The 14,369-nt window shown below is 64.2% G+C and carries 16 protein-coding genes; 9 read left to right on the top strand and 7 right to left on the bottom strand.

Annotated features, from left to right (window positions below):
* The first annotated feature begins 115 nt into the window (after positions 1-115).
* Both BST13_RS19530 and BST13_RS19525 read left to right on the top strand, forming a co-directional pair.
* Complete coding sequence (locus tag BST13_RS19530; RefSeq protein ID WP_083165673.1) at positions 116-1,108, top strand: nitrilase-related carbon-nitrogen hydrolase; 993 nt, start codon at positions 116-118, stop codon at positions 1,106-1,108.
* 39 nt (positions 1,109-1,147) lie between these two features.
* Positions 1,148-1,717, top strand: coding sequence for a hypothetical protein (locus BST13_RS19525; RefSeq protein ID WP_083165672.1), 570 nt, complete (start codon positions 1,148-1,150; stop codon positions 1,715-1,717).
* Positions 1,718-1,725: 8 nt separating this feature from the next.
* Here the strand turns inward: BST13_RS19525 and BST13_RS19520 are convergent, their stop codons facing one another.
* Both BST13_RS19520 and BST13_RS19515 read right to left on the bottom strand, forming a co-directional pair.
* A complete protein-coding gene (locus BST13_RS19520) occupies positions 1,726-2,010 on the bottom strand; it encodes a hypothetical protein (RefSeq protein ID WP_083165671.1) in 285 nt (94 codons plus the stop codon).
* A 91-nt stretch (positions 2,011-2,101) separates the two neighbouring features.
* On the bottom strand, positions 2,102-3,016 hold the full coding sequence (locus BST13_RS19515) for an acetoacetate decarboxylase (protein ID WP_083165670.1): 915 nt from the start codon (positions 3,014-3,016) through the stop codon (positions 2,102-2,104).
* A gap of 159 nt (positions 3,017-3,175) precedes the next feature.
* On the opposite strand from BST13_RS19515, the gene BST13_RS19510 reads away from it, so the two are divergent.
* Genes BST13_RS19510 through BST13_RS19500 form a run of 3 tightly spaced genes read left to right on the top strand, consistent with a single transcriptional unit; the run spans position 3,176 to position 5,717 of the window.
* Positions 3,176-4,141 (top strand): alpha/beta hydrolase, encoded by a 966-nt coding sequence (locus tag BST13_RS19510; protein ID WP_083165669.1) that lies wholly within the window; start codon positions 3,176-3,178, stop codon positions 4,139-4,141.
* Between the two features lie 43 nt (positions 4,142-4,184).
* Positions 4,185-5,279 carry a saccharopine dehydrogenase family protein gene (locus tag BST13_RS19505; RefSeq protein WP_083165668.1) on the top strand — a complete coding sequence of 365 codons (1,095 nt, stop codon included), beginning with the start codon at positions 4,185-4,187 and terminating at the stop codon, positions 5,277-5,279.
* Positions 5,280-5,318: 39 nt separating this feature from the next.
* Positions 5,319-5,717, top strand: a complete 399-nt coding sequence (locus BST13_RS19500; RefSeq protein WP_083165667.1) for a PPOX class F420-dependent oxidoreductase — start codon at positions 5,319-5,321, stop codon at positions 5,715-5,717.
* Between the two features lie 16 nt (positions 5,718-5,733).
* Here BST13_RS19500 and BST13_RS19495 read toward each other — a convergent pair whose 3' ends face one another.
* Positions 5,734-6,423: a type 1 glutamine amidotransferase domain-containing protein gene (locus tag BST13_RS19495; RefSeq protein ID WP_083165666.1), complete on the bottom strand. Its 690-nt coding sequence runs from the start codon at positions 6,421-6,423 to the stop codon at positions 5,734-5,736.
* A gap of 157 nt (positions 6,424-6,580) precedes the next feature.
* On the opposite strand from BST13_RS19495, the gene BST13_RS19490 reads away from it, so the two are divergent.
* From BST13_RS19490 to BST13_RS19475, 4 genes are all read left to right on the top strand, one after another.
* The gene (locus BST13_RS19490; protein WP_245839742.1) at positions 6,581-7,612 is read left to right on the top strand and encodes an AraC family transcriptional regulator; all 1,032 of its coding nucleotides are present in this window, start codon (positions 6,581-6,583) and stop codon (positions 7,610-7,612) included.
* The gene (locus tag BST13_RS19485; RefSeq protein WP_083165664.1) at positions 7,609-8,658 is read left to right on the top strand and encodes an AraC family transcriptional regulator; all 1,050 of its coding nucleotides are present in this window, start codon (positions 7,609-7,611) and stop codon (positions 8,656-8,658) included. The genes BST13_RS19490 and BST13_RS19485 overlap by 4 nt, the downstream gene beginning before the upstream one ends.
* Before the next feature lie 13 nt (positions 8,659-8,671).
* The gene (locus tag BST13_RS19480) at positions 8,672-9,664 is read left to right on the top strand and encodes an NAD(P)H-quinone oxidoreductase (protein WP_083165663.1); all 993 of its coding nucleotides are present in this window, start codon (positions 8,672-8,674) and stop codon (positions 9,662-9,664) included.
* A gap of 101 nt (positions 9,665-9,765) precedes the next feature.
* Complete coding sequence (locus BST13_RS19475) at positions 9,766-10,200, top strand: DUF6319 family protein (protein WP_083165662.1); 435 nt, start codon at positions 9,766-9,768, stop codon at positions 10,198-10,200.
* A gap of 11 nt (positions 10,201-10,211) precedes the next feature.
* Here BST13_RS19475 and BST13_RS19470 read toward each other — a convergent pair whose 3' ends face one another.
* The 4 genes from BST13_RS19470 to BST13_RS19455 form a co-directional block, all read right to left on the bottom strand.
* Positions 10,212-11,147 carry a DUF4436 domain-containing protein gene (locus BST13_RS19470; RefSeq protein ID WP_083165661.1) on the bottom strand — a complete coding sequence of 312 codons (936 nt, stop codon included), beginning with the start codon at positions 11,145-11,147 and terminating at the stop codon, positions 10,212-10,214.
* 114 nt (positions 11,148-11,261) lie between these two features.
* Positions 11,262-11,627 (bottom strand): DUF2752 domain-containing protein, encoded by a 366-nt coding sequence (locus BST13_RS19465; protein ID WP_083165738.1) that lies wholly within the window; start codon positions 11,625-11,627, stop codon positions 11,262-11,264.
* Between the two features lie 81 nt (positions 11,628-11,708).
* Positions 11,709-12,053, bottom strand: a complete 345-nt coding sequence (locus tag BST13_RS19460; RefSeq protein WP_083165660.1) for a CD225/dispanin family protein — start codon at positions 12,051-12,053, stop codon at positions 11,709-11,711.
* A 318-nt stretch (positions 12,054-12,371) separates the two neighbouring features.
* Positions 12,372-14,018 carry an APC family permease gene (locus BST13_RS19455; RefSeq protein ID WP_083165659.1) on the bottom strand — a complete coding sequence of 549 codons (1,647 nt, stop codon included), beginning with the start codon at positions 14,016-14,018 and terminating at the stop codon, positions 12,372-12,374.
* Between the last annotated feature and the right edge of the window lie 351 nt (positions 14,019-14,369).

The following is a 14,369-nucleotide window of genomic DNA, read 5'->3' as shown; positions in this document are numbered from 1 at the left end:
ACCAGCTTTGGAAGTTCGCGCATTTGCCGTCCTCTGAGCCGCCCGCGGCGCACACTGATGTCGACACGTTGCGGAGATCGTTCTGTGCCCACTCTTTGACGAGAGGATTGGCGCCGTGACCATAGTCCGTGCGGCCGCGGTTCAATTGCGGCCAGTGCTGTACAGCCGTGAAGAAACCGTGGCCGCCGTGACGGCGAAGATCGATGAACTGGCCGGGCACGGAGTGCAGTTCGCAACTTTTCCGGAAACCGTTATTCCGTACTATCCGTATTTTTCCTTCGTGCAGCGCCCGTACGAGATGAACCCATCACACGTGCGGTTACTGCAGCAAGCTGTCACCGTCCCGTCGCCTGCGACGCACGCGATCGCTGAGGCGGCCCGACGCGCAGCGATGGTGGTCTCCGTCGGAGTCAACGAACGCGACGGCGGCACCGTGTACAACACGCAACTGCTCTTCGACGCCGACGGCACGTTGATCCAGCGCCGGCGCAAGATCACGCCCACCTTTCACGAGCGGATGGTGTGGGGGCAAGGTGACGGCAGCGGATTGAAGGCTGTCGACAGCGCCGTCGGTCGCATCGGCCAGCTCGCGTGTTGGGAACACTACAACCCGCTCGCCAGGTACGCCCTGATCGCCGATGGTGAGCAGATCCACTCGGCGATGTTTCCCGGCTCGATCTTCGGTGACCTGTTCGCCACGCAGGCAGAGATTCAGGTGCGCAATCACGCTCTGGAATCAGCCTGCTTCGTGGTGAACGCAACGGCCTGGCTCGACGCCGAACAGCAACAGATGATCGTGGCTGACACTGGTTGCGCGCTTGGCCCGATATCCGGTGGGTGTTTCACGGCGATCATCTCGCCACAAGGGGAACTGATGGGTGAGCCGCTGCGCTCAGGCGAGGGCGAGGTGATCGCGGACCTGGACTTCGACTTGATCGACAAGCGTAAGGCGTTCATGGACGCGGCAGGCCATTACAGCCGACCCGAATTGCTCAGTCTGCGCATCGATTACACGGCACATGCGCACATCCGTACGCGTGCCCCTGCCTCGCAGCCAGTGACCGAAGCCGACGAAACCGACGACAGCACCGCATCGGCAGCTGTGTGAACAGCAGAGCGCGCACGGCACTTTCGAAAGAAGTCCACGATGATACAGACCGACCGTGACGAGCAGGTGCGGGCCGCCAAGATCGCGCGCGCGATGGCCTCGGGGCCGCTTCGGATCACCAAGGACGCCACCATCGTAGAGATGGACCATCAAGGCAACACCGTCGTGCTGCGGCAGGGCACCAACGACTGGGTCTGCTTCCCCGGCAACGAGAACGAGATCGGCAACGTTCCCATGTGTGCCGATCCGATGGGGCTGCAGTGGATGAAGGACATCATGGCAGGCAAGCCTGCGCCTACCAACTCCGCGCCCGGGATCATCTACATGCTTTGCGGCGCAACGCAACACAGCAACACAGATCCCACTGACAAGACGAGCCCGCCCATACCCATCGGGCCGCACTGGATGATCCTATGGCCGTACAACGCCGCGCGCGACGGTCTCCCGAACACCGTGCGTGACGCCGGGGCATGGGTGATGTTCGACGGAACACCGTACGCCTACCTGCACATCTGCGGCACGCCTTGGGACGGCAATGAATACCTGCCGGGCCAAGCACCGATCTGGACCATGCGATACGGCGCCCCGAACGAGCCGCCGAGCGGTTGACCGCGGAACTACTCGGTTTCCAGGCGCTCGTTCACCCTCGCCAGCGCCTCGTCGAAAACCTCTACTTTCTCGCCGCGCTTCTCGTTGGCGGGCTGCGCGGCGCCGCGGGCACCTTCGGCCTCCACGCGCGCCGCACCCTGGCGCCGCAGCAGGCTGAAGTTCTTCTCGCGGGCTTGCCGCAGCCGGCTCTGCAGATCCTTCAGTGCCTTCTCATCCATCCGGGCCAGCGCTTCGGGATGCGACTCGGCGATCAAGGAACTCTCCTGCGGGGTCAGGTTCACGTGGTTGCTCATCCTTGATTCATAGCGTGCACCGCCCAGAGCTGCCCGGCGCATCGCCCGACAGCTACCCGAACCGTCACACCCCGGTCGCTACGAGTTCACATCACCGGCCGGTGTCCAGGAGCCGCGGCAGGTTCAGCACCAGTTGCACGTCTCGGGTGACCTCCAGGCTGAGGATTCTGGACGCGCCGAGTCCATCGAGCAGGTCGCTGAGCGGGCCGCCATGGCGAGTGAGCGTGACGTCGCGCGGCAAGGTGCGTTGGGCGAACGCCAAAGTGTTGGATTGCACCGAGGTCTGATGCCATCGCCCATCGACCAGATGGACCATGGTGTTGGTTCCCATCCGGGACTGTGATGGCACTTCGGTGAACTTCGGCAGCGGCGCACGCAGGGTCACATCCGGTTGTCCTGTGGGACCGGCGATTTCGGCATGCACAGCGTCACGCATGCTCACGCTGATGTCCGTGCGCCACTTCGGGAGCTGATACCCGCCGACGCCGCGGACCCGGGCGATCTCGGTGGTGACGGGCAGGGCCAGCACATGGGCGTAGAACTTCCTGCGCCGCATGGCGTTGATCAGTTCGAGCTCGGGCAACAGTGCGGTCACCAGACCCCGCTCGCCGGGCTTGCGAACCACGGCAGCGACCGAAACCTCGTCGTAGGGATCGTTGTCGCACACCGCGTACGAGAAGAAGGTCAGCGCCGCCACACCGAATCCCGGTGCCGCACGCAGTGGTTCGAGCGGAGCCGGGAGCATCGCCGCCAGGCGGTCGAGTGGAGCCAGCAAGTTGGCCTGCACGATGCTTGCGCGGTAGTAGAAGTTCGGCGCCCAGATCGGCCCGACGCGGGAGTCGACTTTGACCTTCGGGATCCTGCGGAACCAGTCGATGTTGCCAACAGCGGGGTCCTGTGCCACCTCGTCGAGATTCGGGTTCGAACGGTACCGGTCGTAGTACCCGCCTTTCGGTACTTCGACGGTCTGGCCTGCGAATTCGACCTCGGTGAGTTGGGTGCTCATCGTTGTGGGACCTCATCTTTCTTCGGGATTGGTAACTCCAAGGCTGACAGCGGGACACCGCGATACACAGGTGACGGATGGCCAATAAGTTGTGAGAAGTGGCCAGATGCGTGTGTGTCGTGGCCGACTGGGCAAGCATCGTGGGCGAGGAGGCAAACCATGACCGAGATCGAGCCAGTACTGGAGCCCGAGGCAGCCGAGTTCTGCAAAGCCACCGACACCCCGCCATTTCTGTACCAACTTCCACCCGAGGACGGGCGCAAGGCGGTCGACGAGGTGCAGTCCGGCGCAGTGGAGATGCCCGAGATCGACGAGGAGTGGATCACCATCGACGGCGGTCCCACCGGCTCGGTGAAGGTGCGGATCGTCAAACCCGCCGGAGCGAGCTCGACGCTGCCGGTCATCTTCTACATCCACGGCGCAGGCTGGGTGTTCGGCAATGCGCACACGCATGACCGACTGGTCCGCGAGTTGGCCGTCGGCGCAGGCGCCGCCGTGGTATTCCCCGACTACGATCTGTCCCCCGAGGCGAAGTATCCGACGGCCATCGAGCAGAATTACGCCGCAGCGCAGTGGGTTTTCGCCCACGGTGCCGAAAAGGGCTTGGACGCTTCACGGTTCGCCGTGGCAGGCGATTCGGTGGGCGGCGACATGGCCGCGGTGCTGACCCTCATGGCCAAGGACCGCGGCGACGTCAGCATCTGCCACCAGGTGTTGCTCTACCCGGTCACCGCAGCCGACTTCGACACCGCGTCCTATCACCAGTTCGCCGAACACTACTTCCTGACGCGTGAAGGCATGAAGTGGTTCTGGGATCAGTACACGGCCAACGCTGCTCAGCGCGACGAGATCTATGCGTCACCGCTGCGGGCCACCGTCGAGCAACTCTCGGGCCTGCCACCGGCGTTGGTCATCACCGCGGAAGCCGATGTCCTGCGTGACGGTGGCGAAGCCTATGCCGCGAAGCTCCGCCAAGCGGGTGTGCCGGTCACACAGGTGCGCTTCGGCGGCACCATCCACGACTTCATGATGCTCAATGCCTTGCGCAGCAGCCGAGCATCCAGCGCCGCAATAACCTTGGCACAGGCGACGCTGCGTGCCGCGCTGCAGGGAACGCCGTCGTGACGGCCTTCGCGAGGCGTCCGCTCCTGCGTATACCTGGCGTCCAATGACCCGGATCGTCGTCTTCGGGGCTACCGGCTACACCGGCGGGCTGGTGGTCGATGCCCTGCTGCGGCGCGGGATTCGACCGGTGCTGGCGGGGCGCGGAGCCGGGCGTCTTGCCGCGCTGGCGGAGCAATCGGGTGGACTGGAATACCGCGTCGCCGACGTCAGCGACCCCGCCAGTGTCGGCGCTCTGATCGACGCCGGCGACGTCCTGGTTACGACCGTCGGTCCGTTCGAACAGTTTGGCCACCCCGTTGCGCAGGCTGCAGTCGACGCGGGCGCCCACTACGTGGACTCGACCGGTGAGGTCGGCTTCGTCCGTGGGCTACGGGACCGCCACGACACCCGGGCGCGCGAAGCGGGAGCCGTCATCGCGCCGGCATTCGGCTACGACTATGTCCCCGGGATCCTCGCGGGAGCGCTCGCCGCTCGGGCCGCCGGCTCCGCGGTACACGCGATCGAGATCGGTTACTTTGCCATCGGCTCACTGCGCAATGGGCTGAGTCAGGGCACCCGGAAGACCATGGCCGAAGGATTGATGCTGCCTGCGCTGGTGTGGCGCAACGGAGAGCTCGTCGACGAGATCACCGCCCGTCACGTCCGACCCTTCACGGTGCGTGACAGGCGCAAGGACGCCTTTCTGGTATCGGGCACCGAAGTGCTCTTCCTGCCGTCTCAACTGCCCGAGCTTCAGTCGGTCGCGGTCTACAACGGCTGGTTCCCGCAGCTCAGCCGTCCCATTCAAGTCATGTCCGCGATCGCGAACACCGCCGCGAAGCTGCCACCCGTGCGCAGACTGATCGACCGGCTCGCCGCTCGTACCGTCGGCGGCAGTGGCGGTCCCGATGCCGCTGAGCGGGCCCGCACACTGAGTCACGTCGTGGCCGTGGCCCGCGACGAGTCCGGCGACACCGTGGCCGAGATCCATCTCGAAGGCCCCAGCCCGTATACGTTGACCGGCGAGCTTATGGCCTGGGCCGCGAACCGGCTTGCTTCGGGCGTCGGTAGAACAGCGGGAGTGGTCGGACCCGTCGAAGCGTTCGGCCTCGACGAACTCGTCACCGGCTGCGCCGGCAGCGGTCTCGTACAGGTGTGAATGCCGGATAAGCTACTCCAAAACGGAAGGCAGACAACGATGACCGGTACCTCATCGGATTGGGAGGTGGTCGGTCGGGCGAACTACGTATCGTTCACCAGCTACCGCAAGGACGGCAGCGCAGTGTCGACCCCCGTCTGGATCGCGCCGGACGACGGCAAGCTCTACTTCTTTTCGGAGGTCGGGGCATACAAAGTCAAACGCATCCGCCGCAATCCGGCAGTGACGTTGCAGCCCTGCGACATTCGCGGGAGGATCACTGCCGGCTCACCGGTGGTCGAGGGTATCGCTCGCGTGCTCGACCACGCCGACACCCCGAAGGTCCGCAAGATCGTCAATCGCAAGTACCGGGTGCTGGGGCGGCTGAGTGAATTCGGGATGTGGATCTCCCGTCGTCAGCAGGCATCCTTCGCCATCGAGATCTCCCCCGCGCCGTAGCCGCGCAAGCTCACCGTCAGCCCTCGAACACCGACACGACCTTTTTGGCGGTGGCCTTCGCGGATCCTGGGTTCTGGCCGGTCACCAACCGACCATCGGCGACGACGTAGGAAGTGAAGGGGATCAAGCCCTTCTCGTACAGTGCGCCGCGCTTCTTCATCTCCTCTTCGACGTTGTAGGGCACCAGCTTGTCGACCCGTGCGAGGACCTCCTCCGCCCAGGAGAACCCCGTCAGCTTGCGCCCGGCGACCAGAAGGGACCCATCGGACAGCGTGGTGTTGAGCAATCCGGCGTAACCGTGACAGACCGAAGACACGATTCCACCGCGCTCGAAGATCTCACGGGTGATGCGTTGCAGCCCTTCACTATCGGGAAAGTCGAACATCACGGCGTGGCCACCGGTGAAGTAGATCGCGTCAAAGTCCGCCGAGTCGATCTCATCAGGCGAAGCGGTGTTGGCCAGCAGTGCCATCTTCGCGGGATCGGCTTTCCACGCCTTTGCGCTCTTGTCGTAGTTCGGGAACTTCAGCGAGCGTGGTTCCAACGGTGAGAGGCCGCCCTTCGGGCTGACGATCGTCTGTTGGTAGCCCGCTTCGGCGAACACGTGGTACGCGTGTGTCAGTTCCGAGAGCCACAACCCGGTCGGCTCGGACGGATCCTCGTAGTGGGACACGTTGCTGACGACGTTCAGGATGCGCTTGGTCATGTTCCAAGGATTCCGGTGGGAGGCCTGCGTTGCCAGTGATTGGCCACTTCTCACAACTTGTTGGCCATCCGTCACCTGTCAAGCGATGTGCGCTCGTTCCTAACCTGGATAACGCATGATGAGAGCAAACAGCCAGACACGGTCACGTGAGGTGGATGTGAGTACGCATGAGGTTCTGCGTTCGCCGGCGAGCGCTGCGCTGCTGGTTGACCTGGCAGCAGAGCACGGGATGACGCACGACGACATACTGCATGGCACACCGCTGACCCGAGAAGCCCTCGAGGACCTCGACGCCGAGGTCCGCCTGCGCGATGAACTGCAGATCCTAACCAACATCCTCGACGCGCTGTCTGGTGTTCCGGGACTGGGCGTCGAAGCCGGACTGCGCTGCCATGCCGCGTCGCCGGGGATCTGGGGGCTCGCGCTCATGAGCTCCCGAACACTGGGAGATGCGCTGTCGGTGGGTATGTCGCTCGCCGCGCTCAGCTTCTGCCTGTGCCGACTCAGCGTTTCCACCGACACGAACGACGGTACCGGCCGGTTGATTCTGGACTCCACGACGTTGCCCGTCAGCATCCGGCGATTCGCCGTAGAGCGCGACAGCACCGGCATTCAGACGCTGCAGCGCGACCTGCTCATGAACCCCGATGCCCGGCTGCGCGTCGCCTACACGATGGCGCGCCCACCAGAAGAAGACGTGCAGAGGTACGTCGACGTATTCGGCGTAGAACCTGAGTTCGATGCACCGCAGAACTGCCTGCTCGTCAGCCTGGAATCGTTGAATGCGCCACTGCCCCAGGCCAATCAGTACGCCCGGTCGATGGCGGAGAAGCAAGCGGTCGAACTGCTCAGACAGCGGTCGGCACGGGCGGGAGTCGCCGGCCTGGTGCGCGATCTGATGCTGGCGAATCCGTCGCCTGTCTTGTCCCTCGACGAGGCCGCGCGGCAACTGACAGTCAGCCCCCGCACACTGCGACGACACCTCGCGCAACAAGGAGTGTCGCTGCGGGTGTTGCAGGAAGAGGTGCGCGAGGCGCTGGCCGAGGAGCTACTGCTCACCGACGGGCGGCCTGTCGCAGAAATCGCTGGACGCCTTGGCTACTCGCAGGTATCCAGCTTCACCCAGGCCTTCCGGCGGTGGAAGGGTGTCGGCCCCCAGGAATATCGCCGGCGGGCACATCCTCGATGACGACGCCCGATCTGCACACCAAGCGGCCGGCGGCAAGTCTCGTGCTGATGCTCGACTGGGCCGCCGAGTCCGGCTTGACCGCGCGGCAGTGCCTGGTCGGCACCAGGATCTCCCCGGTCGCCGTCCGGAGCCCCGCCGCCGAGGTGAGCGGGCAACAGGAACTCAGGGCCATCGCGAATATCGTTGCGGCTCTCGGGGACCGGCCGGGGCTCGGGCTGCAGGCCGCAGCCAGATACCCGGTTACCGCCTTCGGAGTGTGGGGATTCGCCATCCTCACCAGCCCGACGCTGGGTGAAGCGATCGACGTCGCAGTGAGATTCGTGCGACTGAGCTACGCCTTCTGTACCTTCGAAACACGGCGCCACGGTGACGAACTCTCGATCGTGATCGACGCGCGTTCTGTGCCGGCGCCGGTACGCAGGTTCGTACTGGAACGTGACGCAGCGGCCATCCCCAATCTGTACCGGGAGATCCTCGGCGCGCCGCCGCCGCCGAGCCGCATCTCGTTCGCGCTCCCCGACCCAGGACCGGCCGTCGGGTTGTACGAGGAGATGTTCGGTACGGTACCCGAATTCGGTGACGCGATAACATCTGTAACGCTGCCCGCCGAGCTGCTGAGTGTGCCACTGCCCCAAGCCAGTAGCCACACGGCCAGGCTCGCCGAACAGCAATGCCGGCTGCTGCTCGAGCAACGCGAAGCCAGAACGGGTCGTGCAGGTCTGGTGCGCGATCTGTTGCTGACGGACCCCGCCCGACCCCCGACTCTGGCGCAGGTGGCGGAGCGACTGTCGTGCAGTACCCGAACGCTGCGACGGCAACTGGAGGCGGAAGGCACCTCGTTTCGGAAACTGCTCGACGAGGTGCGCCATCACCTCGGGACGGAGCTGCTGCAGAGCGGCATGACCGTTGAGCAGGTCTCGAACCGGTTGGGCTACAACGACGTCAGCAACTTCTCGCATGCGTTCCACCGATGGAAGGGCGACAGCCCGCGGGCCTACCTGGCCCGGCAGAACACGACAACATATCCACGCACGAGAAACAGATAGAGGAGAACACCACATGTACGCGATCACGTTCAACGGTTTTGGCGATCCCGAGGTGATGGAGTGGACACAGGTCGACGACCTGCCCGCGCCGGGCCCCGGGCAGGTTGCCATCGACGTGGTGGCGGCCGGAGTGAACCGCGCCGACGTGATGCAACGGATGGGCTTCTACCCGCCACCTCCCGGTGTCAGCGATGTTCCCGGCCTCGAGGTATCGGGCTATATCTCCGAAGTGGGTGCCGGAGTGCAGGATTGGGCGCCCGGTGACGCAGTGTGCGCCCTGCTGGCCGGCGGAGGGTACGCCGAGCGGGTCAACGTGGCGGCCAACCAAGTGCTCCCCGTCCCGGAGGGCGTCAGCGTCGTCGCCGCCGCGGCCCTGCCCGAGACCGCCGCCACGGTATGGTCCAACGTGGTGATGACCGGTGGACTACAGAGCGGACAGACACTGCTGGTCCACGGCGGTGGCAGTGGAATCGGTACCCACGCAATACAAGTCGGCCGAGCGCTGGGTGCCAACGTGGCGGTGACTGCCGGTTCGCAGTTCAAGCTGGACCGTTGTCGCGACCTCGGGGCGCAGACATTGATCAACTATCGGGACCAGGATTTCCCGGCGGTGGTCAACTCCGAATACTCCGGCGCCAACGTCATTCTCGACATCATGGGCGGCAGCTATCTTGCCAAGAACGTCGAAGCGCTGGCCGAGAACGGTCACCTGACGATCATCGGATTGCAGGGCGGGGCCACTGCGGAACTCAATCTCGGTGCGTTGCTGTTCAAACGGGGTTCGGTACACGTGACAAATCTGCGCCGCCGGCCCGAGCAGGGGCCTGGCTCCAAGGCCGAGATCATCACTGAACTGCGTCAGCACCTGTGGCCATTGATCGCCGAAGGCGCCGTCGCCCCCGTCGTCGCGGCCGAAATCCCGATCACCGACGCAGCGGAAGCCCACAAGCTCCTCGACTCCAACGAGACGGTCGGAAAGGTGCTGCTGCTGGTGCGCGAACCCTGACGGGACGGATGGCTTGGCGCGTAGCTCGAACATGTGTTCCAATAAGCGCTCAGCCCGGCCCGCTCAGTGCGGGCGATGTTCCCGAGGAGATCGCCGCAACAATGACTGTAGACACCCTGGTAGCAGGCACGTCCCCGACCGACTCCGACACCGCCGATGCTTCACTCGGGATCGTCTCGCCCGAGAGTGCTCCGACGGCCGGCGACGCTGCTGCTCCTCCCGAGCAGAAGCCCCGAAAGGCGCCTGCCAAGAGGGCGGCCGGCAGGAAGCCCAAGACCCTTGAGCTGACCCTGACGGTCACGGGCACAGCCGACGGCGAATGGCGAGCGGAACTCAAGCAGGGCAGCACGTACCTGGCCCGCGACCTCGCCGTCGCCGCGGCTGCAGTCTCCCGCGCCGCCAAGGAACTTCACGAAGACCTCTCCACCCCGATCGACGAGGTGATCGAAGAGGCGCGTGCCCAGCAGGCCGCCAAGGTCGCAGCCCTGGAGTCCGAACTGGAGGCTGCCCGCAGGGCTCTCGCCGAATTGGATTGAGCGCGGACACGTCAATCCGAATGACGGTGCCACGCAGCGATATACAACACCATCGCGACGATCAGGGCGATCAACACCCACAGCACCAGGGCTTGGTCGACCCATGCCCCGGTCGGCGGTGAGCCGGGGAGGATGTTGCGGATCGGCACAACGGAGAACAGCATCGCCGCGTACCACCCCAGGAACGGCGGCACGAACTTCTTCTTGCCCAGTAGCGCCTGACCGGCGACGTACAGCGCCATGATGGGCAGGCTCAGTAGCACCAGACAGATTCCCAGGTCGAAGATGAACGGCTCCCTTGCCCGCCTCAGGGTGATGGTGACGTCGTCTCCGACACCTGACGATTGGCTCGAGGGCCCGCTACGTGTGCTGCTGATCTCCCATCCTTCCAGCGAGCCTGCCACTTCGACGCGTGCGGGCAAGAAGGTCCGCGCATTGCCGGAGCCGACCAAGACATCGGCCGATATGACATCGGTGGTATAAGAATCGAACGGCCAGCGATCGGGATCACCGTTGGCGATGAGGGTGGTCTTCACCTGGGCCGGCGACGAACCGTGCACCCACTGCAAGTCCCCCACCAGATCGTTCGGTGGGTACAGCCGGACGGCGACATCGGTGCTGACCACGCCAAGACGGTCATCCATCAGTGAATCTTGCGGCACCACATCGACTTCCACGTCGAGACGATTGTCCACCGTGCGCAGCGCGTCGAGCGTGATGACCACAACGGTATCTCCCGTTGTCCCCAGGTCGAGTGCACCGAGGGGATGCGGCCTCGGGGTCAGCAAGCGGTAGGTCAACAGCAGCCCCGCGTAAACGATTGCGATGGCAAGGATTACACCGACAGCGGTCACCGTTCGGCGTCTACTCGTCGAGCTCGACTGAGGTGGTGCGTCGGCCGCCACGACGCGAATGCTATCGGCGCCGCGTCCTGCCCGGATGGCGATTCGGCACGGACAGGTAGCGCTCGGGACGGTTCACGTCAGCCCCGTGCGGCAGATCACGTTCTGCGAACGGCGGTGTGGCACTGATGTGGAACTCAAGGGTGATCGCAGAGGACATCACACATACAGCGATGCGAACGGCGCGATTGGCAGATTTCTGATGATGAACCAGACCGTCACCACTACCAGCGCGATCATCGCCGACCATCGGTAGTTCTGCCAACTTCGCATACCTCGGCCGGAGAAGCGCCCATAGGTCCACGCACCGAAAGCCCATACGAGGAGCCCCACTGCTACCACCCCGACCGCGTTGAACCTCAGCGCCGCAAGCAGATCGCCGTGCATGAGCGAGTAGAGCATTCTCAGGCTGCCGCAGCCGGGGCAGTCGATACCCAACAACGCCTTGGTCGGGCAGGGCGGCAGCATCGAACCTGGCTCGGTGGGGTCGCCGATCCAGATAGCGGCACACGCGCACCCCGCCATGGCGGCCACCACAAGTGGCGCGCCAAGGCGGAGGTACGCGGACCTTTCACGTAGCGCAGTCACGGACGGCTACACGCGTTCTCAGTAGTCTGAGGACATTCCGGCCATGCCTCCGGCGATCGCGATGATCGCCCAGATAATCCCTATCGCGACACTCGCGATCGCTCCCCACATGGCGAACTTCTTTGCATCGTCTGCTGACTTCTGCGCCTCGGCGTACCGGCCTTGCGCATACAGACCTGAGACCTGAGTGGACTTGACGATGGCCACGATTCCCAGCGGCAGACAGCACAGGACCGTGCACAGAATGGCCCACACCAGGTTGTTGTCCGGCGGCGAACCCTGTGGTCCCTGCGGCGGGTAGTTCCCCGGAGGCGGCGGATACCCACCCGGCGGGTAGTTACCTGGAGGTGGTTGAGCGGTCATGTAGGCCTTCCCGAGGACGTTTGCTGAACTGAAGCGAGACCACATTACCTGAGAGTTTCCTGTATGCGATGAGGTCGCCCGACACACTGCGAGCCGCGACGGAGCGAAAAGCTCTTACGCTGACCGTTGGTTGCCTGCGCCTCGTGGCCGCATGAGCACCCCCGCAGTGTTTGGCGCATCAAGCTCGATGCCACAGTGCGACAGGACGCTTCCCTCATTCGCATTCGTCATTGCGCGCTATCGGACGCGACCTGTTTACGTCGCGCTCCTCCTCACACTCGCCGGGATGTCGCGGCGTCGCTACTGAACTCGCAGCGGTCACAGCTCCACCAATGGCGTGCTTGCGTCGACGATCCGCTGGCGCTCGATGTTGTCCTCCACCTCCGAGGTGCTGAGTCGAAACTCCTGTCCCGCCCAGTAGGCGACCGTCGTCAACACGACGATCGCAACGGCGCTGGCCGGCCCGTTCAGCACACCCATACCGTCGCCGTAGGTCCCCAGTGAGCTGATGGCGGCCAAGCCGCAGAACCAGATGACGATCCACGCGCCCTCACGTAGCTGCAGCGGCGGGATCAGCGCCCGGTCGCGGGCGAAACGGTAGTGCAAGGCGAGCACCACATAGCCGACCGCGACTGCCAGGAACACCCGCATGTTCGTCGACCATCCCGCCCAGTAGACGATGAAGGATGCGGCCAGCAACGCCAAGAAGGGCACGACGTCCCCGCCTGCCACCTTGAACGGCCTTTCCTGCTCAGGCAACTGGCGACGAAGGGCGCCCATAACCACCGGACCGGCCCCAAACGCGAGAACCGTTGCCGTGGTGATGAACGCGGCGAGTTGCTGCCATGACGGCAGCGGCAGGAAGAACAGGCAACCGACCACGAACATCAGGAGCATGGATGTCCAGGGAACTCCACGCTTGTTGAGCAGCGTCAGCCACTGCGGCGCATTCCCGTTGCGCCCCTGGGCATACGACAGGCGCGCCGCCGAGGCCGCGTAGATGAGGCCGGTATCGAGTGGGGAAACGACGGCATCCACTCTGATGACGACAACCAGCCAGACGAGGCCGAGCGCGCCTGCCAGCCCGGCCAGCGGGCCGATGTCCTGGTTCACGAACAGGTTGTGCCAGCCTCCGCTTGTCAACACGTCGCGGGGGATCGAGCCGGCGACGGCGATCTGCAGTGCCATCAGAATGGCGCCACAGATGAGAATCGAACCGATCAAGGCGAAGGGGATATTCACCTTGGGCCTGGTCGTCTCGGCAGCGAGCTCGACAGCCTGGCGCGCTCCCATCAAAGTGAATACGAGTCCACCGGAGGACACCGCAGCGAAGATCGCTCCGTAACCGAATGGTGTGAATCCTCCGGTGTCTGCGGCGGTCAGCACATCGCTGTCGAACGCCGTCGCCAGCAGAGCAATCGCCATCACAGCAACTGTCGTGAGCTTCCACCACACCATGACGTTGTTGATCCGGGCGAACCATCTGACACCGAGAATGTTGACCACTGTGTACAAACCCATGAGCGCTACCGCGACGGCGATGCCAACAGTGGTCAGAACCGGCGTACCTGCCTCCTGACGGAAGAGTCCGCCGATGTAGCTCGACGAGTACTGCAGCGTCGCCAGAACTTCGATGGGCGGAACCGCCGCGACCCCCAGCCACGTAATCCAACCGACGGTGTAACTCGTGAACGAGCCGTGTGAGTACTGCGGGAACCGGGTTACGCCGCCTGCGACGGGGAACATCGCGCTCAGCTCGGAGTAGGTCAGCATGATGACTGTGATGAGCGCGATTGCGATGACCCACGACACGATCGCAGAAGGCCCGGCGATCTGCAGTGCGGTGATCGGTACGAACAGCCACGACGATCCGATGATCGCACCGCAGCTAACGAAAAGAAGTCCGAGTTTTCCGATGTCTCGCCGCAAGCCCCTGTCTGCGGGTCCAGTGTCAGCTTCGGTCACAGGTCACCAACCTTGGTGCGCGAGAAACGTAGCAAGCGGCGCCTTCGGTTCGGCGGGATGTGTCTTCTGCAAGCAATCTCCATGTCGTTAGTGTTCGCCACCGCAGAATTGTGTACAAATGCGAAATTCTGCGCGCGCTATGCGTCAGAAGGCATGGCGGCCAATGGTTTCCACAGCCGAGATGCATGCCTCGGAATCGGCCCGCACCTGCGACCGTCTCGGCGATGAGGGGCCCGGGGTGAGTAAGTCTCGAGAAGCTGTCGGAGCCGCTGCTCGCACTGGTGCCCGGCGTACCCGTCGACCCAGCTCGCCAAATCCGCGACAAGGCTGGCGGGCAACGCTTGTCGCATC

The sequence above is a fragment of the Mycobacterium aquaticum genome, assembly GCF_002086485.1.
GTDB lineage: Bacteria > Actinomycetota > Actinomycetes > Mycobacteriales > Mycobacteriaceae > Mycobacterium > Mycobacterium aquaticum.
This window is presented reverse-complemented; position numbering and strand designations above follow the sequence as displayed.